The organism is Franconibacter helveticus LMG 23732, assembly GCF_000463115.2.
Lineage (GTDB): Bacteria > Pseudomonadota > Gammaproteobacteria > Enterobacterales > Enterobacteriaceae > Franconibacter > Franconibacter helveticus.
Genome location: NZ_AWFX01000017.1, coordinates 21,310 through 42,689 on the forward strand (window position 1 = coordinate 21,310; position 21,380 = coordinate 42,689).

Below are 21,380 nucleotides of genomic sequence, written 5' to 3' on the forward strand. Positions count from 1 at the left end.
TACAGTATAAACTGGTTTTATATACAGTAAAGTGGCGCAGGCTCGTTTCAGAATAATTTTTTTGACCAGCCGAGCTTGGAGCTTAATGTGTTGAAATAACTATAATCTTTTGGGTGTATAAGATTCAGGTGATAGTCGCAACGGCGGATAAAGACATCTTCGCCTTCCTGGATGGGCAACGCTATCTGGCTATCACAGCTGATTTCTAAGTCGCTGCGCATATGGGAAAAGCGCAGGCGAATGGTGCTGCTGCTGTTAATGACCAGCGGGCGCGCAGAGAGCGTGTGTGGAAACATGGGCACCAGCGTAATGGCGTCCAGAGAAGGGGTGAGAATAGGTCCGCCTGCGGAGAGAGAATAGGCGGTCGAACCGGTAGGCGTGGAAATAATCAGGCCATCGGAGCGCTGGGAGAAGGCGAATTTTTCATCAATATAGACCTCAAATTCGATCATATGCGCCACTTTTCCCGGGTGCAGCACCACTTCATTTATGGCTGTGCTGATTCGCTTCGGGCAGTGCTGCTGGCATACCTGCGCTTCCAGCAAAAAGCGTTTTTCGCTGATGTATTGGCCTTCAAGCACATCCGCCAGCTGCTGCTGCGCGTTGTCCGGGTCAAGGTCGGTTAAAAAACCGAGGTTGCCGCGGTTAATGCCGATAACTTTAATATCGTAGCGCGCCAGCACGCGCGCGGCGCCAAGCATATTGCCGTCGCCGCCTACTACCACCGCGAGATCCGCCTGCTGGCCAATTTCCGCCAGCGTGCCGGTTTTCACATTGTGCAGATTAAGTTCCTGCGCGATTTGCTGTTCAACGATAACGTCATAACCTTTTTCACAAAGCCAGCGCCAGAGCATCTCATGAGTAGTGAGCGCGGTGGGGTGGCGCGGATGTCCGACAATACCTATGCATTTAAAAGGGGTATTCATTATCGTGAAGGTCCTTAGTGACGTAGGGCATGACAATCTGTCGTGTTCCCTTGAAACCGGCAAACTGATCCCCATAATAAGCGAAGTTAGCGAGATGAATGCAAAAAAACGCGGAGAATTTCATGAGTAGTAAAGAACAGAAAACGCCTGACGGGCAAGCCCCGGAAGAAATCATCACGGAACAGCACGACGAAGTGGAGACGGTGGAATCCGCTGAATCGGCTGAGCAGGTGGATCCGCGCGATGAACAGATTGCTGATTTGCAGTCCCAGTTAGCAGAAGTTCAGAATCGCGAGCGCGAAAACGTACTGCGCGCAAAAGCTGAAATGGAAAACCTGCGCCGCCGTACCGAGCAGGATATCGAAAAGGCGCATAAATTCGCGCTTGAGAAGTTCGTGAACGAGCTGCTGCCGGTTATCGACAGCCTCGATCGCGCGCTGGAAGTGGCGGATAAAAACAATACGGATATGGCCGCTATGGTCGAAGGTATTGAGCTGACCATGAAATCCATGCTCGACGTGGTGCGCAAATTCGGCGTTGAAGTGGTTGCCGAAACCAACGTGCCGCTGGACCCGAACGTTCACCAGGCTATCGCGATGGTGGAAGCGGAAGGCGTTGCGCCGAATCATGTGGCCGCGGTTATGCAAAAAGGCTATACCCTGAACGGCCGCACCATTCGCGCCGCGATGGTAACAGTGGCGAAGGCGTAATCTTCGCACAGAAAAAAGGCCAGTCTGCGGACTGGCCTTTTGCATTTTCGCGCTGAATTATTCTTCCACGCTTTCCCGCAGCGGCTTCACCGGCGTGACGCGCACCTGTTTAATCATATTGTCCTGTACGTCGAGAATATCGATATCGTACTTTTTGATGCGCACGCGGGTATCAACGGCCGGGATCTCTTCCAGCGCTTCCAGCAACATGCCATTGACGGTACGCGCTTCGTCTTCCGGCAGGTGCCAGTTAAAGGCTTTGTTGATTTCGCGAATGTTGGCGCTGCCCTCGATAATCACCGAACCGTCATTTTGCGGCGTGACTTCTTCGGCAAGCGTAGGCGACATTGAGGTGGTAAAGTCGCCGACAATCTCTTCAAGAATATCTTCAACCGTCACCAGCCCCTGAATATCGCCATACTCATCGACCACCAGGCCCACTTTCTTTTTGTTGCGCTGAAATTTCACCAGCTGGACGCTGAGCGGCGTGCCGGCCGGAACGTAATAAATTTCATCGGCGGCGCGCAGAATAATCTCTTTGGAAAATTCTTTTTTCTCGTTTCTCAAACGCCAGGCTTCGCGCACGCGCAGCATGCCGATGGCGTCGTCCAGCGAGTCGCGATAAAGCACGATGCGCCCATGGGGCGAGTGGGTAAGCTGGCGAACAATCGACTTCCAGTCATCGTTGATATCGATGCCGACGATGTCGTTGCGCGGCACCATAATGTCGTCGACACTGACTTTTTCCAGATCCAGCACCGACAGCAGCATATCCTGGTTGCGGCGAGAGATTTGCGAGCGCGACTCGTTAACAATGGTGCGCAATTCTTCTTTACTGAGCGCCGCGCTCACTACGTTATCGGTTTTGATCCCCACCATGCGCATCAACAAACGCGTAATGACGTTAAACAGCCACACCAGCGGCATCATAAGCACTTGCAGCGGCGCGAGCAGAAAGCTGCTGGGGAAGGCCACTTTTTCCGGATAGAGCGCCGCGATGGTTTTCGGCAGCACTTCGGCGAAAATCAGCACGACGAAAGTCAGCACGCCGGTGGCGATAGCAACGCCCGCATCGCCATACAGGCGCATGCCGACGATGGTCGCCAGCGACGAGGCGAGGATATTCACCAGGTTATTGCCAATGAGGACAAGGCTGATTAAGCGGTCCGGCTTACGCAGCAGTTTCTCGACCCGTTTCGCCGCGCGGTTGCCCTGTTTAGCCAGGTGGCGCAGGCGGTAACGGTTTAGTGTCATCATGCCGGTTTCAGAACCGGAAAAATAAGCGGAGACCACTACCATCACGATAAGCGTGACGATGAGCGTAGTGGTTGAGATGTGTTCCAAAAGTCCTTCCTTTAAACGGTTTAACTCTTCAGCCAGCGAATTGCTGCAACACGCGGCTGCCAAAATAGGAGAGCGTCAACAGAGCGGCGCCCGCCACGTTGAACCACACTACCCGGCGGCCGCGCCACCCTTCATGATAGTGTCCCCACAGCAGGATGATATAGACAAACCAGGCGAGGATAGAAAGCACGGCTTTATCGATATTTTCTACGCTGAACAGGTTATGCAGGTAGAAAAGGCCGGTGCAGAGGGTCAGCGTCAGCAACACTACGCCGACCTGGGTGATGTGAAACATTTTGCGCTCGATGGTCATCAGCGGCGGCATTTCGGCGCTGAAAGCGAGCCTTTTGTTTTTCAGCTGATAATCAATCCAGGCGAGCTGGAAGGCGTAGAGCGCGGCGATGATCAGCGTGGCGTAGGAGAAAAGCGACAGGCCGATATGCACCATCATGCCCGGCGTGGTTTCCAGATGCGTGATGTACTCATTAGGCACAAACGTGGCGAACGCCAGGTTTATCAAAGCAAAAGCGTAAACAATCGGCAGCAGCAGCCAGCCGCGGTTGCGCGAGGCGACAATGGTCATTACCGTACAGATCATCAGGCTGACCAGCGAGCCCACGTTGAGCAAGCTTAAGTTTTGTCCGCCGTCATGAGTGGAAAAAATACGCGCTTCCAGCGCCAGCGCGTGGCAGATAAGCGCAATGACGGCGGAGAGGATGGCGAGCCGACGCCATGCGCTGTTTTTCCGCAGCAGACCGGGAATAATCAGCGCCAGGCTGACGGAGTAGGCTACAAGCGCCAGCAATGCAAAAACAGGCATATGAGGTTCGTCATTCGAAGACAAAGAAAGGAAAGCAGTATAGCGTTAGGTGGCGCGCGCTCCAACCGTTGCATCACATGCAGGGCGGCTTCATGTTATACTCCGCCACAATCTGAATCAGTGTCGCTGCGGCGGCCTTAAGCGATCCCTTAGGCAAAAGAGAATGTTTGATAATTTAACTGACCGTTTGTCGCGCACGCTGCGCAATATCAGCGGCCGCGGACGCCTGACTGAAGACAATATCAAAGAGACCCTGCGTGAAGTGCGCATGGCGCTGCTGGAGGCGGATGTCGCTCTGCCAGTAGTGCGCGACTTCATCAACCGCGTGAAAGAGAAGGCGGTGGGGCATGAAGTCAACAAGAGCCTGACGCCTGGTCAGGAATTCGTCAAAATCGTGCGCAGCGAACTTGTTTCGGCGATGGGCGAAGAGAACCAGAGCCTGAACCTGGCGGCGCAGCCGCCTGCCGTAGTGCTGATGGCGGGCCTGCAAGGCGCCGGTAAAACCACAAGCGTCGGCAAGCTCGGCAAATTCCTGCGTGAAAAGCAGAAGAAAAAAGTGATGGTGGTTTCCGCTGACGTCTATCGCCCGGCGGCGATCAAACAGCTGGAAACCCTGGCGCAGCAGGTGGGCGTGGATTTCTTCCCCTCCGATGTGGCGCAAAAGCCGGTAGACATTGTTAACGCGGCGCTGAAAGAGGCGAAGCTCAAGTTCTACGACGTGCTGCTGGTGGATACCGCTGGTCGTCTGCACGTTGACGAAGCGATGATGGACGAAATCAAGCAGGTTCATGCCGCCATTAAGCCGGTAGAGACCCTGTTCGTCGTCGACGCCATGACCGGCCAGGATGCGGCGAATACCGCCAAAGCGTTTAACGAGGCGCTGCCGCTCACCGGCGTGGTGCTCACCAAAGTGGACGGCGACGCCCGCGGCGGCGCGGCGCTGTCTATTCGTCATATCACCGGCAAGCCGATTAAGTTCCTGGGTGTCGGCGAGAAAACCGAAGCGCTGGAGCCGTTCCACCCGGACCGTATCGCCTCGCGCATTCTCGGCATGGGCGACGTACTGTCGCTTATTGAAGATATCGAGAGCAAAGTAGACCGCGCGCAGGCCGAGAAGCTCGCCAATAAGCTGAAAAAAGGCGACGGCTTTGATTTAAACGACTTCCTGGAACAGCTCAAGCAGATGAAAAACATGGGCGGCATGGCGAGCCTGATGGGCAAGCTGCCGGGCATGGGGCAAATTCCGGATAACGTGAAGTCGCAGATGGACGACAAAGTGCTGGTGCGTATGGAAGCCATTATTAGCTCCATGACGCTCAAAGAACGCGCTAACCCGGATATCATCAAAGGCTCCCGCAAGCGCCGCATCGCCGCTGGCTGCGGCATGCAGGTGCAGGACGTTAACCGCTTGCTCAAACAATTCGACGACATGCAGCGCATGATGAAGAAAATGAAGAAAGGCGGAATGGCGAAAATGATGCGCGGCATGAAAGGCATGATGCCGCCTGGTTTCCCGGGACGTTAATCTTTTCCTCATGGCGTGTGAGCTTTAGATTGCTTTTTACGCCGAAATGAGTAAAATTTTCGGGCTTTTAATATGACGCCGGGCTCCGTTCCTCGATGGGGCCCGGTTGTTTTATTCACTAAAGAGGATGTTATGGTAACTATTCGTTTAGCTCGTCACGGCGCTAAAAAGCGTCCGTTCTACCAGGTTGTCGTAACCGACAGCCGTAATGCACGCAACGGCCGCTTCATTGAGCGCGTTGGTTTCTTCAACCCGATGGCTAACGAGAAAGAAGAAGGCACTCGCCTGAATCTGGATCGTATCGAGCATTGGGTTGGCCAGGGCGCTACCCTTTCTGATCGCGTTTCCGCGCTGATCAAAGAAGCAAAAAAAGCAGCTTAATCTGTCACGGTGGTCATGATGAGCAAGCAAGAGACCGCGAAAGCGCCTGTTGAACCGGTAGTGCTGGGGAAAATGGGCTCTACTTACGGTATCCGTGGTTGGCTCAGAGTGTTTTCCTCCACCGAAGACGCCGAAAGCATTTTTGACTATCAGCCCTGGTTTATCCAGAAGGCGGGTCAGTGGCAGCATGTCGAGCTGGAAAGCTGGCGTCACCACAATCAGGATCTCATCATCAAGCTGAAAGGCGTTGACGATAGGGATGCCGCGAATCTGCTGACTAATTGCGAAATTGTCGTGGATTCCTCGCAGTTGCCGGCGCTTGAAGAGGGTGATTACTACTGGAAAGACCTGATGGGTTGCCAGGTTATCACCACTGAAGGCTACGACCTTGGTAAAGTCATCGATATGATGGAAACCGGGTCGAATGACGTACTCGTCATCAAGGCAAACCTGAAAGATGCGTTTGGTATCAAGGAGCGGCTTCTTCCGTTCCTCGATGGGCAGGTTATCAAGAAAGTCGATCTCGCTACTCGTACTATCGAAGTAGACTGGGATCCTGGTTTTTAAACCTCCGGATAAACGGTAATAAACGGCGCTATGTGGATTGGCATAATTAGCCTGTTTCCTGAGATGTTCCGCGCGATTACCGATTACGGGGTAACTGGCCGGGCAGTAAAAAATGGCCTGCTGAGCATCGACAGCTGGAGTCCTCGTGACTTCACGCATGACCGGCACCGTACCGTGGACGATCGTCCTTACGGCGGCGGACCGGGGATGCTAATGATGGTGCAACCCTTGCGGGACGCCATCCATGCAGCGAAAGCCGCGGCAGGCGAAGGCGCGAAGGTGATTTATCTTTCACCTCAGGGACGCAAGCTTGATCAAGCAGGCGTTAGCGAACTGGCAACGAACGAGAAGTTAATTCTGGTTTGCGGCCGGTACGAAGGGATAGATGAGCGCGTGATCCAGACCGAAATTGACGAAGAATGGTCAATCGGCGATTACGTACTCAGCGGTGGCGAGCTGCCAGCAATGACGCTGATTGACTCGGTCGCCCGGTTTATACCGGGAGTGCTGGGGCATGAAGCATCGGCGACGGAAGATTCTTTCGCCGACGGGTTGCTGGATTGCCCACACTACACCCGTCCTGAAGTGTTGGAAGGAATGGAAGTACCGGCGGTATTGCTGTCGGGCAACCATGCCGAGATACGTCGCTGGCGTCTGAAGCAGTCGCTGGGCCGCACCTGGCTTAGAAGACCTGAACTTCTGGAAAACCTGGCTCTGACTGAAGAGCAAGCAAGGTTGCTGGCGGAGTTCCAGCGGGAACATAAGCAACAGCAACATAAACATGATGGGCAGGGCGAAGCGTAATCGCCGCCTCCCAAAACATCAGTTTACCCAGGATAAGAGATTAAATTATGAGCAACATTATTAAGCAACTTGAACAAGAGCAGATGAAGCAGGACGTACCTTCCTTCCGTCCGGGTGATACCGTGGAAGTGAAAGTATGGGTTGTTGAAGGTTCCAAAAAACGTCTGCAGGCATTCGAGGGCGTGGTTATCGCTATTCGTAACCGCGGTCTGCACTCTGCATTCACTGTTCGTAAAATTTCCAACGGCGAAGGCGTTGAGCGTGTCTTCCAGACTCACTCTCCGGTTGTTGACAGCATCGCTGTTAAACGTCGTGGTGCCGTTCGTAAAGCTAAACTGTACTACCTGCGTGAGCGTACCGGTAAGTCTGCTCGTATCAAAGAGCGTCTTAACTAAGATTCGCTTTCGCGACATCCAAAAATGTAGTGTAAAAACAAGGGGTTGCAATATTGCAGCCCCTTTTTTATGGCTTAATGTCCACAAAGTGTCCACACAAAACGTGGACGGTGGACATTAACGTCCATAAAAAAGCCCACCTGTCGGTGGGCTGATTCAGAAATTCATATGGCTTTGTCCACCTTTATCGGGGTGGGGTGGGGCCGCCACAACTTTTCCCGGGCAGGCAATCGAACGGACAAAAGTTTCAAGCGTGATGAACGTGTGGCTGCATTCTATGTTCTGGCACTGATTGTAACGCTCCTTGGTCATTGGGGTGACTTGGTGGCTACTCCTAGTGTGTGCAGCCTTACCGCATAGCGGACAGTTCATCATTTTCAATCGGCCTCATCTTAAATTTGCAAGCTATGGTATCCCGTTTCGCTGCATATTTAAACTTCCATCTTGCTATTCCATATCTAAATCTGCAATTTTTACCTCAAGATCCAGCGAAGTAGTGAAGCCGCTTTCGCTAATGCTGTTTGTTACCGTCGTAATCGTCCATTCTGCGGCATCAATTGGCTGTTTGAATCCGCTAACTTTCACAGGCAACTCAGGGAACAGATCGCCGCGACCTTTTGCCAGGCTAATTGAAAACGAAGCCGCGCCGCGCTGAAGCCGCTCCCATGTCATTTTCGCGGCGCGTTCTGCGTTGGCCCGGTTTGCATAGGTCCGGCTTAACACCAGAACGTTTTCGTCTGTGCCGATGAGGTAGTCCCCTTGTTTTGGCTCAGGGACTTTATCTGGCTTCTGTGCTGTGGTTTTACGTCTCCGCCTGCGCTTTACTTTCACCTCCTCCTTTTTCTTAGGCTCCTTAGTATGCAGCCAGCTCGCCACAACCCCCGTATAAGCGCCACGGTCTGCCAGGCTAAACCTGTGGTTATCGCCTGAATCGCGGGCGATAGTGACTACCGGCAGCGCTTTGCCGCTTGCCGTTTTCCCCTGACCTTGCCGGATAAAAAGCAAATTGCCATTTTTAACCGAGGCAATGGCGCCATACTGTTTAGCCAGGCGCATTAGAAAGCTACCGTCTGATTCGTTAGTCTGGTCAATATGTTCAACGGGCTGCTTAGCCATATCTTCGCCGATCGCCTGTTCCAGCTTGTGTCTGGCGGCAATTTCTTTCACCACATCGCCAATCGTTGTGTTATGCCATGATTTTTCCCGCTTGGTATTCAGTGTTGCGCGAAAATCTGCGCTGCGCGCGCGTATTGTCAGGCGGTCAGGCGCACCTGAATGTTCAATTTCATCAACAGTAAAACGACCCTTGCTGTAAAGCGGCTCGCCCTGCCAGCCAATAGCGAGCGACAGGACAGCGCCACGACGGGGCAACTGAACCTTCCCATCAGCATCATCCAGTTCAATATCCAGCTGATCCGCTTCAAAGCCGCGGTTGTCTGTGTGAGTTAATGAAAGCAAACGCCCTTCCAGCGTGGCTGTGATGTCATTATTTTCTAAGGTAACGCGATAAGCCGGAATCAGTGCCGCGCCATTAATCCAGCTGTAGCCATTCATGGTAATAACCCGCCCGCCATATTAATGGCACTATCTTTCAACTGCGTTAGCTGGGTGGATAAGTCGCCTAACATAGACTGAAGAGTTTCATCAATTCGCTTAAGCGTTATGGTGAAATCAATTTTCCTGGCGGCCCCATCCCTGAAAAATTCGCTCTTCGTCGTATTTATGCTTTCAATTACAAACATGCCGTAAATAGTCCCTTCACCACCAATTAGCGGCCATCCTTTGCCAGTTTCCGCCATTTGCTCAAGCGCCAGAAGTGAAATGCGTCCGCCCGTTATGGCAGGCATAAGCGTACCGGACAATGTGATGGTATCTGTATCAGGGCCGAGGAACTGGAGAGAAGGCCGCTTGCCGATGCGGCTGTTGCTCGCGTGCCGCCATTGCTTTTGTAGCTGCAATTCCTGATAAGGTACGGTTTTTAACATGAAAACAAAAAGCCCCAGCGTCATCATCATTCGTTCAAGTCTCCCCGATCTGAAAAGTTACTACGCGCGCGGGCTTCAGCCTGCCTTTGCTCCGCCTTTATCCTGCGCATAAGCTCATCTACAAGGCTTTGCTGGCTTTGCCCTGGTTGCTGCACGATATGAAAATTGTATTCATTGCGAACCGGCGCTGCATTCTGAGTTACACGCTGGCGCGGAGCCTCGTCTTGATACTCTACAGAGGGCAGGCTGAGCGGATGCAGCGGCTTCGCTGCAAGAGGTTGCGAAAGACCGCCAGCTGCAAACATGGTCGCAGCCGCCAGAGCAGCTGTGCGGCGTCGGCTCATGATATTGGCGGGGCCGTTTACAATTTCAGGGCCGTATTCACCAACTATGCCAGCTCTGCCTGCAGGAATATAACCACCGTTATCATACATACGCATGCCATACGGCGAGCCGCCCGGAGGCAACTGAACTTTGCCGTCGGTTGTGATCGTAGCGGACTGCCGAGCTATGTTTTCCGGCAGCTTCGCTTTTGCAGCTTCTTTGCTGACGACGCCAAGCTTTTCCAGCAACCAGGAAACTCCCGACTTTAGCGACTCCAGCGGACTCATCACCAGATTGAGTCCATCAGCAAGCGCCTTGCCGAACCGCTTGCCTATATCAGCAGCGCCGCTTAGTTCTGCGGCAGTCGATTTGACCGGTGCCAGCAAATTACTGAACCAACCAAACAGGGCTTTTACCTTATCCGCGATCCAGCTAAAAACTGGCATCAATGGGGAAAAGGCTTCTGAAATTGGCGCGACCGCTGCCTTGAAACCCTCAACAACACCACTCAGGAACGCCTTAATCGGTTGCCAGTATTTCCAGATAACTAACGCCACGCCTGCCAGCGCGGCAATAACTAATCCTATCGGACTCAGCAACACCGTAAGCGAACCAGAAATCAGTGTCAGGCCAGTTCGCAACACCGCCAAAGGAGAGGACGCCAGCCATAGCAAGGCACGACCAATTCCGGTCATAGCTGCACGAGCTGCAGTGAGGGGGTTAAGCACAGCCCACATCGCACCACGCAGCAAAGCCAGTGGACCTGATGCAACTCGTACAGCAGTAGCGCCAATTTTAGAAAGGGAGGCTTTCAGAGAAGAAAGCGGACCTGCCAGCAAACCCGCCGCACTGGCTGTACCTCCGAAACCGCCGGAAAGCAGCGTAAGGGGGGATTTAGCCAGCCACATAAAGCCCTTACCAAGCCCGCCAAGCTGAGCAAACAGGCCTGGTAAAATCCGGATCCCCAGCGTTTGCATACTTAATCGTACAACAGCCAGCGGGCCGATAACTGCCGCAACAGCTACCATCAGCGTTCCTGTCACTACCGCGAGAGCTGCAAGCGCCGCAGCAACTTTAATCAGTGTGCCAGCCAGCTCAGGATTAGCCTCAACCCAACGGCGAACCGCGCCCGTTACCTGACGGATAGCGCTCATAATTTCCATCAGCGGTGTACGCAATGTTTCGCCTAGTCCACTCATTACGTTTGCGGTTCCGGCTTTTGTAAGCATCCATTGTGCAGAAAGGGAATCTTTGTTGATGTCAGATTCTTTCTGCATGGACCCCGCTGAGGCCCTTCCCTGAACTAACGCTAACTGCCTGTCTAATTCATCAAGGTTATTAGCAAGCTTTCCTGCATCATCGCCAAATTCCTTACCGAATAATTGCGTCAAAACATTAAGTCGTTTATCTGGTGCTATCTTCTGATTAACCATCTGAAGCACACGACGAATAGTCCCCATTGAATCATTCGCCATATCTTTTTCTAGCTGTCCCGCCTTAAGTTTCAGCGCATCTAGCCCATCAAAAAAGCGATCACTTTGCATGCTTGCAATTGATAATTCTCGCACCATTGCATTAGCTGCACTTGCTGCCACTTCCGGCGCCGCTCCAAGGGTCAGAAAGGTAGAACCCAGCGCAGCTGCTTTTCGAAAGTCGAGGCGGTCAGCGACCCCGCCCATGCGCTGCAGCACATCGATAATTTCATTACCTTTTGATTTGGCGTTATCGTCCAGGTAGTTAATTACATCCCCTAGCTGCTCAATGTTTTTTGCTGGTACTTTATAAAGACCGGCAATTTTTCCGAGGTCTTCAGCAAGCTGTCCAGCTGGCAATTCAAAGGCTGTAGCGGCTTTTGCAGAAACGGAGGCAAAGTTGAGAAGGTCTGCTTTTAACTCTTTCCATGTTTTGGCGTTTTCCCCTATACCCATACGGGCGCCGCCTTCTACCAGCGCAGCGTAATCTACCGCGCCGTTTTGAAGTGGTAACGTCTCGCTTGCTGTTTTGATGGCGGCCTGCAGCTCATAAAATTGCGATGTGCGATTTCCGTTATCATCACGCAGCCCGTTTACCTGTTTCGCCACACCTTTCATGGCATCTTCAAGGCTTGCATAATCTTTTACGGCCGCGACTACCGGCGCGCCAATTCCAACCCCTGCAGCCGTCATGGCCGCGCCGGCACCTGCCACCCGGTCGCGAGCTTCCAGCGTTTTACTGTATTGCTCGCGAGCAGCATTCATTTTTCGCTGTTGTTCCCCGACGCGCTTCAACCTGGCTTCCTGTTCTGAAAGCTGGCGATTAAAGCGCTCCGTTTCCCGGGTAATGCGTGCCGTGGCGCTGGCGCCATCGTTAGCAGAAATCCCGGCGCGATAAAGTTCGGCCCGAACCTGCGCTGTTTGCCGTTGTAGTTTGCCCTGGCGTTCCTCCAGGCGCTGTACGGTTAGCCGCTGTCGCTCCATTGCTACAATCTGGCGCTGCGTTGGCGGCCCCATCTGGCCCAGCTCGTTACTCAGCAGGAAGGCTTTCTGGCGGGCAAGGCTCAGTCTGTCGGCCAGCTTCTGGTTTTCTGTCTGTAACTTACGGAACCCGTCCAGCTGCGCACTGGTCTGGTTCATCTGTTTAAGGGCGTCGCGGGACTTTTTGACGGCGGCGGCCAGCTCCTGAGTGCTGGCGCGCGCCTGTTTGAAAGGGCGGGTGAGCTTATCAATCGCGCTCATTACGACCTGCAGCCGCAGGTTACGATCACTCATCGTCAGTGGCCCCACTTCTTAAAATGGCTTTATGCCGCCACTCCAGAAGCTCCGTCAGCGTCATATCAGCCGTGGCGGATGGCGGCCAGTGAAATACGGTAGCGATGTCCGCTACCAGGTCTTCAACGATCAGCTTTGCGGGAAAGCTGACATCGCCGACCTCGGCAACAAAAAACTCACCAACTCCAGTGACAGCTGCAGCAAATCGCCCGGTTCCAGCATAGCTACCTCCGCTTTCGTCAGGGAAGGCGTAGTGACACGTGGCAGAACCAGCATCATAGAATCCACATCCATATCCATCAGCGCCTGCAGGCGGGCGCCGCGTAAAGCACCTGAGTTAGGTTTACGCACCACAATTTCAGTGATAGTGGTAGTTCCGCGCACAATCGGACTGTCGAGCGTGACGGTTGTTTCAGTTGCTGGAGCCTGTTCGTTTTTTACGTTTTCCATAATTAATCCATTTTTAAAAGAGGGAGAGAATAGGCGCGACGAAGCGCGCCAGCTGTTACAGGCCAATGGCCGCGCGGTGCGCTTCCATCAGGTCCACGCCGTTTACGATCCAGACCATGTTTACGAGGTCCACTTCATATATGACCTCACCGTTGATGGTCAGCTTGGCGTAACTGTTGGTGCTGCTCACTTTCATTGTGCTGCTGTCGCCCTGTTTATGCTCGCCGGAATCCAGCTCTTTATGGCGTCCGCGAACAACAAGTTCTACTGCCTGCACTTCGCCTGTGTCGTCGCGCTGAATAGACTCCGCGAAGCGCAGTTGCACGCCGTCAACAGTGGTTACGCTCATTTGCTTAAACAGTTGAGCCTCCATGCCGCCAACTGTAAATTCCGTATCAAGCGCGCCATCGTCCAGGCCCATGCTGATATCCACTGCGCCCGGCATACCTCCACCACGGTATTTTTCGAACTTCTGCGTGAACTTCGGCAGCGTCAGCGACTCAACAAGCCCGATGTAGCTGTTGCCGTCGTTAAACAGGTTCAGATATTTCAGTTTTTTAGGCAGTGCCATTGTGGCTCCTTAGCTTTTTACCTGGCTGGCAAAGTCAATCAGATACTGGTCAGTGATGCGCTGGCGCAGCATCAGGTTTTCCAGTGGAGGGACCGGGGTATAGTCATAATCAATGGTGAGCTTCCCGGCCTTGAGGGTGTCTTTGTCGTTCACCGAATCATCAAGCCAGCAATTCGCGCCGAGGAGATAGCCCTGGTTAACGAGACTGCGCAGCTTTGCGCGGATGCCCTCAATAATGTCGCGGGCCAGCGACGGGTTCAGCGGACCGTCAACGGCCCACATCTGCGCCTCTGCCATGGTGTCCATCAGCACCTGCGCGGTGCGGGTGTAACACTCAAACTGAAAAAGCGCGTCGTCGCTCAGGCAGCGGGAACCCCAGAAGCGGAAACCGTCTTTACGGATCAGCGTGGTGACGTCGTTCTGGTTCAGCAGGCCCGCGTCCGTCGCCGGATCCTGCAGGTCCCAGAACACGTCTTTGGAAATGCCGGTGACGCCGTTCACCCCGACGTTTGACAGGGACTTGTGCCAGCCGGTCTGCTCGTCGATTTTGGCGCGCAGACCGAGCGCGCGGGCGGTGGCGTAGGCCGTCGCGTCCGCTTTCAGCACGGTGTCAAAGTTGATGAAGTCAGGCCAGATAAGCATCCCTTCGCGCTGGCTGAAGTTGGCGCGGTAGGCGATGGCTTCTTCTACGCTTTTGCAGCCGTAGGCCGACAGGTAGGCAAAGCCGCGCAGGCTCTGCGCCACGCTCAGCAGCTCGGTCGCAACGGCCTGCGTGTCATGTCCCGGCACGCCGAGAATGCGCGGCTTGACGCCACAGACGGCCTGCGCGGCCAGCAGCGCCTTCATGCCGGTGCGCTGGCCATCGGTTACGCCGCCGATGATGTTAGCGGTGGTTTCCGCCTCGGTTTCGCCCTGCGGCACGCGCACAACGACGGTGACGGGTTTTGCCTGGTCGGCAATGGCGTCCAGCGAGCGGGCCAGCGTGCCGGACTCGCCAGCCTTGCCGCTGGCGGTGAGCACGTCGGTCAGCAGCACCGGGCGGTTGAGCGGAAAGGTTGCCGCGTCGGCGTCGTCGCCGGTGCAGACCAGACCGACGATTGCCGTGCTGACGGTGGTAATAGTTCGGGTGCCCTCGTTGATTTCCTCAACGCGCACGCCGTGGTGATAATCCTGAGCCATGTGGCGGTTCTCCTGTAAAGGGGTTCCGCTATGGTGAAAGGTGACAGCTTCGCGCGCATCCTGCGGGCATTGTGCGGGGCATGGCACAAAGCAAACAGGCCCGAAGCGGGCCTGTGATTTACTCCGGCTTTTCTGCCTCGCTGCTATCCGGCGCAGAAAACTTGCCGCCGTCATATTTCCATCCGATATCTACCGTGCCGTCCGCTGAAATAGCGCGGCCACTTTCAGGCGCCCAGTCTGATTCACCATCCCATACAACCAGATTGATTACCGTCCCTTTTTCCACGACTGCATAAACGCTCATTATGAATACTCCTCAATGATAACGATCCCGGCACCACCTCGTCCGCCGTACTGAGTAGAACCTACGACCTGGCTGATGCCACCCGAACCGCCAGAGCCATAAACCCCGTCGCTTCCGCCGGAATTTCCGACCCGTCCGCCCGGTCCAGAGCTGATGGCACTCATTCCGCCCGCGCCGGAGATACCGCCGTTAATGGGTGGCATAATGGCAACGCTGCCCGGCGCGCCCCACGCATTGATTTCTCCGCCATAACCCAAGCCGCCTGCGCCGCCTGACATAATGTAAGAGGCATTATTTGTCGCGCTTGTTCCCGCTCCGCCATCTCCGCCCGAACCAGAGCAATATGAGCCGAAAGATGTTGCACCGCCCGCGCCGCCCGAATAGCCAGACTGCCCGCCCGGCGCGCCGCCTGCGCCAATCGTGACGTTAACGGACTGAAAATCTGCGCCCACGGTAAGCGTGCGCTCAGAGTAACCACCTGCTCCGCCGCCGCCGCCAATCGCCGTGTAACCGCTGTTTGTCTGACCGGCTGCGCCACCGCCGCCCCCGCCGCCGATCACCCTGACACGGATCGCTTTCACGTTCGCATCGGGCTTATAACTGCTGCTCGCAGTAATGTACCGGCGACGCAAGAAGCGGCCGGGAATGGCGTCGGGAAGGCCTTGATCAGCCAGTGCTACCGCCACAAACTCTGTGGTAGCTATCTGTTTCGTTTTGCTTCCCTTTGCTGCGGTGGGCGCTTCAGGCGTACCGGTCAAGACAGGACTTTTTTTAGGCGCATATTGCTCGTGTGGGTCTTCATTTTTCAGGTGCTCATCCATCAGAGCGTCGGCATAGCCTTTTACCTCAACCACGGCATTATCAACATACTGCCGCGTTGCCAGCACCACGGCCGGATCAATCTTCAGGGTGATAGCGTCCGTGCTGTTCACGATGATGAGCATGCGCACGGTCTGCGTGCGGCCGCTGCCTTCCTGCAGGGCGGGCTTGTAGGTTTCCGGCGTGTTACAGACCGCAATCAGCGTACCCTCCGCATCAAACAGCCCCATTTCCCGGATCCAGAATCCGCCCTCCGTTTCGGGGATCACCTGCTCGGCAATCACCTGGCTGGCGTTGGTGGCATCGATACTCAGCGTATTGATGGCCGCCCGGCGCACCTCGTTTACCAGCTTTGTCTGGCTGGCGTTCGGCGTGGGCAGCGTGCCGCCGCCGTCGCCCACGGCCATCCGCGTGATATTCAGTTTTGTGCCAAGCGCGGCGGCGTTGGCAATTTTGGCCGCGCCGAGGTTGGTCACGATTGCGTAAAATTTTTGTGTCATTGTCCGACTTCCATCAGGTCGATAACGTGAACCGCCGCGCCCGCATATGTCGGGCCGCTGACGGAAAGAATTTCCGGGGTGTACGGGTAAATTGAGAGATCGTCACCGTCGTAGCCCGCGGCGGCTATGCGGGTTTCGCCGCTCACCTGAAGGTTGATGGACATGCCCAGCAGGTGACGGCTGCACGGCTTGGCGTCACTGATGAGCCGCTCCAGCTCCTGATAGGTTTCTTCCGTAATGCCCTGGTCCTGCACGCCGATGTCCAGTCGAAACGTGCCGGGCGCTTCGCCGGTTTTCCACCACTCAATAACGCGGATCAGGAACCCGAACGGCTCCACCACGCGCCGGATAGCGCTTATGGTTCCCTTGTGCTGATGAATATAAAACGCATCGAGCACCACCTGCCGTTTGACACTTTCCGCCCAGCCTTCGTCCCATCGGTCCACCGAAAACGCCCAGGCGAGATAGGGCAGAAACTTCAAGGGACATTTGGCAGGATTCCATAAATCACGCAGCGGAACATCAAGCCCTGATATATCGCTGCATGCCTGGGCAATCCTGCGTTCAAGTGCGCTGGATCCCGGCGGTAAAAGGCTATTATTCATCTGTACCACCAGTTGTAACGGACCAACTCTCGCACCATGCCGCCTGGGTCTTATCAAGCACCACATCTTCAGACGGTGCGGCTAACTCCACCCTCTGCACACCTTCAACATGCAGGGCGGCAAAGATTGCTGAGCGGCGAATATCGCGCCCTAGCCTGGCCTGACTGGCAATATACTTTTGCAGGTTTGCACGCGCGGCAGTCAGGATGGGTTCCGCCTCCGGGCCAGGATAGAGATACAACGTGGCGTTGACTTCATAAGATATAATCTCCGCGCTTCGCACCGTCACCCTGTCCGCCAGTGGGCGTACGCTTTCATCATTCAACGCCGCATCTACTACAGCCAATAGTTCGGCGGGAGACTCACCATTCCCTTCGCGGCTTAACACGGTAATAACGACCTGTGCAGGCGCCGGGCTGGTTGCTGAAGCATCGGCAACACGCCCATCAGCGCTGCGCGCGTGAAATTCATAAGCAGCTGTAGGCCCAGCCACGGACAAACCTTCGAATGCTTGGGGAACCCGTAAACGAAGGTCATCATCAGTTTCCATTACCGCGCTGGTCGGCGGCACAGCTTCTTCATTCGCTGGCGTAACGGTCAGTCGTTCTACACCATTGTTAGCCGCCAACTGGTCAAGGTCACTTCCAAGCGAATAAGCAACCATTACTGCCTGCGCAGCCTCATTGATGCGCTGGCGCATGAGAATTTCCCGGTAAGTATTCTCCTGAAGCAGCTTAACCACTGGCTCAGATTCCAGCTCAAGGGTGCGGCTTACTGCATCGCGTTCTTCTGCAGGGTAAAGCGCGATGAAATTTGCCTTACGCAGGGCAAAAAGGGTTTCAAAGTCGAGAACTTCCACCACTTCCGGCGCGGGTAGCTGCGACAAGTCAACAAGACTCATACCATTACCCCCAGTTCAACTGACAGGCTGGCCGGACCGCCATCATTCCTGTTGCCTGTAAGATCCACCGTCATTGAGCCATCCATGCCACGTTCAATATTAATGCTGTTAAGAACAAGGCGCGGCTCCCAGCGGCAAAGAGCGCTGTAGACTGCTGCCATCACCTGCAGTTTCAGCGCGTCGTTTTGGGGCTGGTCGATAAGTGCAGCCAGCAGCGAGCCGTATTCCCGGCGCGCCAGCCGTGAACCGACCGGCGTTACAAGAATATCCCGGATGGACTGGCGTAGATGTTCCAGATCGGTAATACGCACGCCGCTTTCCTGATTCATGCCGATATAACGCATCAGACAGGGCCTCCTGAATTGCTGCTTCCTCGCTCTACGCCGCTGTGTTTATGGGTATGCACCACCACGCCATTTGAACTCATTGAGCCGCCGGACTGTGTGACGTCGCCGTTTATCACTACCTCGCTATTTATGCGGGTCCTGTCGGCGTCAACAACAAACTCACTGGTTTTAAGCTGGATGCTTTCCGGCGCCTCAAAAACGATGTTTGCTCCGGCCTTCACCAGGTAACGCCCTGATTCCGGCTCGTATTCAATCCAGCCACCATCCGGGAACGACGTAACCTGCGCATCTTCAGACATGGACGGCGGCGGGTTGTCTTTTGAATAAATCGCCGGTAACACAAACGCTGTAGTGAGATCGCCACCAATGGACAGCAATACAACCTGTTCGCCTACTGACGGGCGCCACCATGTTTTTGACCGGCCAGCTCGCATCGTCAGCCAGTTGAGCCACGTCGTTTGCAGCTCGCCAGTCTGAACGCGGCACAGCCAGTTTTCGCTATCCACCTCAATAACGACCCCATTTCTGATGAGGTTCAGCAACAGGCGGTAAAGCTCAGCAAAAGTAAATTCTGGATTTTTCATTGTGTCAGTTTTCCATTATTGCCGCGTGGCGCTTAGCGCCGGGCGTTGTCTGGTTAACAGGACAATCAGCGGGAGAGGTGGTCCATAATCAGGGACAGGATCAGTTCTTCGGAAGCGTCGGAAATGCCCAACAATTCACGGCGCGCATACCTTACAACTGGCCCGTTTTTTCTCACACGGTCCCGCAAACCATAGTGATGGACACGGGCGATGCGCTGCACCTGTCCTTCAAATGCAACCTCTGCCTCTGTATCAGTGGCGCGGGCTTTCAGATAACGGGCGGTGCGCAGCTTGCTGAACATCTGGCGCTTAATACGGCCATGCTTCGCCCGGCCGCTGCTTTTTCTTGGCTCAAAAGCGCTGCCGTCCGGGTTTTGCTGCATTCTGATGTTCTGCTGCTGTTGCTTTCGCAGCCCGGCGGCGACATCGCGCATCAGCTTGCGGCGCTGTGACGGTTCGAGCTGCGACAGCAGGGCGTCAAGCCAGCTTTCAATCTGCTTAAACTCAGCCATGCGAGGTCCAGTATTCGTCCGGTACTTCCGGTTCCGGCACTGCCTGAACGACAGCTTCATCACCAGACTGTGTGACAAGCACACGTTCCGTCAGCGCCAGATGAATGCTGATGTCGGCCAGCGTGTTGCTCAGAACATCCACTTGAAAGCGGAACAGTTTTTCGCGCAGATCCGGGTTGTGTAAATCGTCGGGCTGATTGGTGGCAAGCCACGCCAGCACGACGGCAATTAGCAGATTCTGATCGCCGCTGTAGTCCGTAACGACCAGATTCAGGGTGTACCTGTATTCCCAGCTAAGCCCCGGCGCGCCTGTGCTGACGACTTTCCCATCGTCAACAAAAAGGTGCAGCGCGTCAGGGTTAGCCGCCAGATACGGAATGCTTTGCAGTGCTTCCCGTAGCGATGATGGTTTGTTCATATTTTTCCTGACAATCAACAGTCATATCCACCCTGGCTGCGCACTGCGCCCAAGCCGCTTCTGCTGCGTCCTTTGCCGCTATTAGCTCGCCGTTCGTGGCCGGGTTACTCGCCGGAAGTTGGCAGCGTGCTATTTTCGGACAGGTAAGCGGCATAACCTGCGGCGCCGGTAATTGCCGGTCGCTTTTGCATCCTGATAACGTCAGCAGGCAAAGGAGCGTCAGCCCAGCGCTTAACTTCTGGGTTTTCATTGGTAAGCCTCTTGAACTTTTCCGCCCGCGCCGCGACGGCAACGGCGATGGCGTCCTGTTGTTGTTGATAGGCAAGCTGAAAGCCGTTGTTCGCTTTTGCCATCAGATCAACCGCGACCAGCTGGCTTGTTGTGCGTGACAGGTCGTCTTTCAGCTCGGTGATAACGCCGTCTTTATCCTGAACATCCCGACGGGCGTCCCTCAGTTGCCAGCCAAGCCACAGCGACAAGGCCAGCAACAGCGCGCCGATAATCGCTACGCTGCGGGACATGGTTCAACACCATCGCGCCAGTCTTTCAGCAGCCCTTTCATCACGCCACGAACGATACGAAAGGTAGCAATGCTAAGCAGGTAAATAACAGCGGTCACAAACCAGCCGGAATAGAGCAGTGCGGTGATAATGAAAGCCGCTTCAACCGGCCATAGCACTTTGCGCAATCCTGACGGCTTATCCAGCCCGAACAGCTTACAAAGGAGAGGTGGCATCTCCTCTCTGCCGGGCTTCACAATGCCTTTTTCACAAAACGCATAGACGGCGTAGCTGAAAATACCCACTGCCATAATCGCGGCGGTCACAAACGCCATGAAAAATACCCAGCATGCCGCTGCGCTCATCGCCACGCTTTGCGGATGAAAAATCCCCCATGCCAGCGCACTCAGAAACAGCACATGGATCACCCAGCCACTCATTTTGTTTTTCACTTTGTCACCCCTTTTAAGCACCATGCCAGCTCCCGCGCGCGGCGGTTCTCCAGCCCTTCGTTTTTAATCCCGTTGACGTAAACCCAGCGCGGAAGCTGGTTGCACGCCTGCAACCACTGCCCGCGCTTAAGAAACGTCACCATTGTTGATTTGCATGCGGCACCCGTGCCGACGTTAAACGCCAGGCTTACCATTGCGTCGTAAACCTGCTGCGGCATCTGTACCGGCACGCAGACGGCAAGCCTTCGCTCTACGTTCAGCACATCACTAACCAGGTTACTGGCCGCCTGATGCTCGTTAATGGTTTTACCCGGCACCACGCCAGCGGTATGGCCGATCCCGTTCGTCCAGACCCCGGCAGTGCACTTGTACGGCGTGAGCTGGCACCCTTCATAATCCGCAATGAGTTGCAGACCCTGCGGCGAGGTTTTCAGCAGCTCAAACTGCGGCAGCGTGGCAGCAATCGCCAGTACCACGCCAAGAAGGCAACGTTTAACGATTGACGCGTTCATAGTCCTCCCGGCTAATTTTTCCGGCCTCAAGCAACTGATAGGTTTTGCGCCGGTAGTACCAGGAAATAAACAGCGCACCGGCACCTATCCCCATACCAAATACGGTTCCCACATCCTGAATGGACCAGTCGCCCAGCCACGCAAGAAAAGTTGCTATTGCGTAAGCAATTGCCGCCGCTACCCGTTCGATATTCATTT

30 protein-coding genes are annotated in these 21,380 nt (G+C 54.8%); 6 read left to right on the forward strand and 24 right to left on the reverse strand.

Features of this window, described 5'->3' with window-relative positions; all coding sequences use genetic code 11:
• Positions 1-47 precede the first annotated feature (47 nt).
• Entirely contained in the window at positions 48-926 is an 879-nt protein-coding gene (nadK, locus tag DW56_RS05745) for an NAD(+) kinase (protein ID WP_024554761.1), read from the reverse strand.
• Positions 927-1,048: 122 nt separating this feature from the next.
• On the opposite strand from nadK, the gene grpE reads away from it, so the two are divergent.
• Entirely contained in the window at positions 1,049-1,636 is a 588-nt protein-coding gene (grpE, locus tag DW56_RS05750) for a nucleotide exchange factor GrpE (protein WP_024554762.1), read from the forward strand.
• Positions 1,637-1,693: 57 nt separating this feature from the next.
• Here grpE and DW56_RS05755 read toward each other — a convergent pair whose 3' ends face one another.
• Both DW56_RS05755 and DW56_RS05760 read right to left on the reverse strand, forming a co-directional pair.
• On the reverse strand, positions 1,694-2,980 hold the full coding sequence (locus tag DW56_RS05755) for an HlyC/CorC family transporter (RefSeq protein WP_024554763.1): 1,287 nt from the start codon (positions 2,978-2,980) through the stop codon (positions 1,694-1,696).
• 28 nt (positions 2,981-3,008) lie between these two features.
• On the reverse strand, positions 3,009-3,800 hold the full coding sequence (locus tag DW56_RS05760) for a cytochrome C assembly family protein (RefSeq protein WP_024554764.1): 792 nt from the start codon (positions 3,798-3,800) through the stop codon (positions 3,009-3,011).
• A 163-nt stretch (positions 3,801-3,963) separates the two neighbouring features.
• On the opposite strand from DW56_RS05760, the gene ffh reads away from it, so the two are divergent.
• The 5 genes from ffh to rplS all read left to right on the forward strand — a co-directional run bounded on the left by ffh (position 3,964) and on the right by rplS (position 7,472).
• A complete protein-coding gene (gene ffh / locus DW56_RS05765) occupies positions 3,964-5,325 on the forward strand; it encodes a signal recognition particle protein (protein WP_024554765.1) in 1,362 nt (453 codons plus the stop codon).
• A gap of 132 nt (positions 5,326-5,457) precedes the next feature.
• Positions 5,458-5,706 (forward strand): 30S ribosomal protein S16, encoded by a 249-nt coding sequence (rpsP, locus tag DW56_RS05770; RefSeq protein WP_024554766.1) that lies wholly within the window; start codon positions 5,458-5,460, stop codon positions 5,704-5,706.
• 18 nt (positions 5,707-5,724) lie between these two features.
• Positions 5,725-6,273, forward strand: a complete 549-nt coding sequence (gene rimM / locus DW56_RS05775) for a ribosome maturation factor RimM (protein WP_024554767.1) — start codon at positions 5,725-5,727, stop codon at positions 6,271-6,273.
• A gap of 30 nt (positions 6,274-6,303) precedes the next feature.
• Complete coding sequence (trmD, locus tag DW56_RS05780; RefSeq protein ID WP_024554768.1) at positions 6,304-7,077, forward strand: tRNA (guanosine(37)-N1)-methyltransferase TrmD; 774 nt, start codon at positions 6,304-6,306, stop codon at positions 7,075-7,077.
• A 47-nt stretch (positions 7,078-7,124) separates the two neighbouring features.
• Positions 7,125-7,472: a 50S ribosomal protein L19 gene (gene rplS, locus DW56_RS05785; RefSeq protein WP_002914145.1), complete on the forward strand. Its 348-nt coding sequence runs from the start codon at positions 7,125-7,127 to the stop codon at positions 7,470-7,472.
• 156 nt (positions 7,473-7,628) lie between these two features.
• Here rplS and DW56_RS21375 read toward each other — a convergent pair whose 3' ends face one another.
• The 21 genes from DW56_RS21375 to DW56_RS05875 all read right to left on the reverse strand — a co-directional run bounded on the left by DW56_RS21375 (position 7,629) and on the right by DW56_RS05875 (position 21,378).
• The gene (locus DW56_RS21375; protein ID WP_071789819.1) at positions 7,629-7,847 is read right to left on the reverse strand and encodes an ogr/Delta-like zinc finger family protein; all 219 of its coding nucleotides are present in this window, start codon (positions 7,845-7,847) and stop codon (positions 7,629-7,631) included.
• Positions 7,848-7,919: 72 nt separating this feature from the next.
• Entirely contained in the window at positions 7,920-9,026 is a 1,107-nt protein-coding gene (locus DW56_RS05790; RefSeq protein WP_024554769.1) for a phage late control D family protein, read from the reverse strand.
• The gene (locus tag DW56_RS05795; protein WP_024554770.1) at positions 9,023-9,487 is read right to left on the reverse strand and encodes a phage tail protein; all 465 of its coding nucleotides are present in this window, start codon (positions 9,485-9,487) and stop codon (positions 9,023-9,025) included. The genes DW56_RS05790 and DW56_RS05795 overlap by 4 nt, the downstream gene beginning before the upstream one ends.
• The gene (locus DW56_RS05800) at positions 9,484-12,528 is read right to left on the reverse strand and encodes a phage tail tape measure protein (protein ID WP_024554771.1); all 3,045 of its coding nucleotides are present in this window, start codon (positions 12,526-12,528) and stop codon (positions 9,484-9,486) included. Before DW56_RS05800 ends, DW56_RS05795 begins: the two co-directional genes overlap by 4 nt.
• Complete coding sequence (locus tag DW56_RS21380) at positions 12,521-12,646, reverse strand: GpE family phage tail protein (protein ID WP_234409236.1); 126 nt, start codon at positions 12,644-12,646, stop codon at positions 12,521-12,523. Before DW56_RS21380 ends, DW56_RS05800 begins: the two co-directional genes overlap by 8 nt.
• An 11-nt stretch (positions 12,647-12,657) precedes the next feature.
• Complete coding sequence (locus DW56_RS05805; protein WP_024554772.1) at positions 12,658-12,978, reverse strand: phage tail assembly protein; 321 nt, start codon at positions 12,976-12,978, stop codon at positions 12,658-12,660.
• Positions 12,979-13,033: 55 nt separating this feature from the next.
• Positions 13,034-13,549 carry a phage major tail tube protein gene (locus DW56_RS05810; RefSeq protein ID WP_024554773.1) on the reverse strand — a complete coding sequence of 172 codons (516 nt, stop codon included), beginning with the start codon at positions 13,547-13,549 and terminating at the stop codon, positions 13,034-13,036.
• Positions 13,550-13,558: 9 nt separating this feature from the next.
• Positions 13,559-14,728, reverse strand: coding sequence for a phage tail sheath protein (locus DW56_RS05815; protein ID WP_024562188.1), 1,170 nt, complete (start codon positions 14,726-14,728; stop codon positions 13,559-13,561).
• Between the two features lie 118 nt (positions 14,729-14,846).
• Positions 14,847-15,032 carry a hypothetical protein gene (locus DW56_RS05820; RefSeq protein WP_024554324.1) on the reverse strand — a complete coding sequence of 62 codons (186 nt, stop codon included), beginning with the start codon at positions 15,030-15,032 and terminating at the stop codon, positions 14,847-14,849.
• Positions 15,032-16,351, reverse strand: coding sequence for a phage tail protein (locus DW56_RS21385; protein ID WP_029697467.1), 1,320 nt, complete (start codon positions 16,349-16,351; stop codon positions 15,032-15,034). The genes DW56_RS05820 and DW56_RS21385 overlap by 1 nt, the downstream gene beginning before the upstream one ends.
• Complete coding sequence (locus DW56_RS05830; protein WP_024554323.1) at positions 16,348-16,956, reverse strand: phage tail protein I; 609 nt, start codon at positions 16,954-16,956, stop codon at positions 16,348-16,350. The genes DW56_RS21385 and DW56_RS05830 overlap by 4 nt, the downstream gene beginning before the upstream one ends.
• Complete coding sequence (locus DW56_RS05835; RefSeq protein WP_024554322.1) at positions 16,949-17,857, reverse strand: baseplate assembly protein; 909 nt, start codon at positions 17,855-17,857, stop codon at positions 16,949-16,951. The genes DW56_RS05830 and DW56_RS05835 overlap by 8 nt, the downstream gene beginning before the upstream one ends.
• Positions 17,854-18,204: a GPW/gp25 family protein gene (locus tag DW56_RS05840; RefSeq protein WP_152976859.1), complete on the reverse strand. Its 351-nt coding sequence runs from the start codon at positions 18,202-18,204 to the stop codon at positions 17,854-17,856. The genes DW56_RS05835 and DW56_RS05840 overlap by 4 nt, the downstream gene beginning before the upstream one ends.
• Complete coding sequence (locus DW56_RS05845; protein ID WP_024554320.1) at positions 18,201-18,788, reverse strand: phage baseplate assembly protein V; 588 nt, start codon at positions 18,786-18,788, stop codon at positions 18,201-18,203. Before DW56_RS05845 ends, DW56_RS05840 begins: the two co-directional genes overlap by 4 nt.
• Positions 18,789-18,853: 65 nt before the next feature.
• Positions 18,854-19,300 carry a phage virion morphogenesis protein gene (locus DW56_RS05850; protein ID WP_024554319.1) on the reverse strand — a complete coding sequence of 149 codons (447 nt, stop codon included), beginning with the start codon at positions 19,298-19,300 and terminating at the stop codon, positions 18,854-18,856.
• Complete coding sequence (locus tag DW56_RS05855) at positions 19,293-19,718, reverse strand: phage tail protein (RefSeq protein ID WP_024554318.1); 426 nt, start codon at positions 19,716-19,718, stop codon at positions 19,293-19,295. Before DW56_RS05855 ends, DW56_RS05850 begins: the two co-directional genes overlap by 8 nt.
• Complete coding sequence (lysC, locus tag DW56_RS22835) at positions 19,660-19,941, reverse strand: Rz1-like lysis system protein LysC (RefSeq protein ID WP_235048766.1); 282 nt, start codon at positions 19,939-19,941, stop codon at positions 19,660-19,662. The genes DW56_RS05855 and lysC overlap by 59 nt, the downstream gene beginning before the upstream one ends.
• Entirely contained in the window at positions 19,823-20,239 is a 417-nt protein-coding gene (gene lysB / locus DW56_RS05860) for an Rz-like lysis system protein LysB (RefSeq protein WP_024554317.1), read from the reverse strand. Before lysB ends, lysC begins: the two co-directional genes overlap by 119 nt.
• Positions 20,224-20,670, reverse strand: a complete 447-nt coding sequence (locus DW56_RS05865) for a DNZ54_00345 family protein (protein ID WP_024554316.1) — start codon at positions 20,668-20,670, stop codon at positions 20,224-20,226. The genes lysB and DW56_RS05865 overlap by 16 nt, the downstream gene beginning before the upstream one ends.
• The gene (locus tag DW56_RS05870) at positions 20,667-21,182 is read right to left on the reverse strand and encodes a lysozyme (protein ID WP_024554315.1); all 516 of its coding nucleotides are present in this window, start codon (positions 21,180-21,182) and stop codon (positions 20,667-20,669) included. Before DW56_RS05870 ends, DW56_RS05865 begins: the two co-directional genes overlap by 4 nt.
• Entirely contained in the window at positions 21,163-21,378 is a 216-nt protein-coding gene (locus tag DW56_RS05875) for an HP1 family phage holin (protein WP_024554314.1), read from the reverse strand. The genes DW56_RS05870 and DW56_RS05875 overlap by 20 nt, the downstream gene beginning before the upstream one ends.
• Between the last annotated feature and the right edge of the window lie 2 nt (positions 21,379-21,380).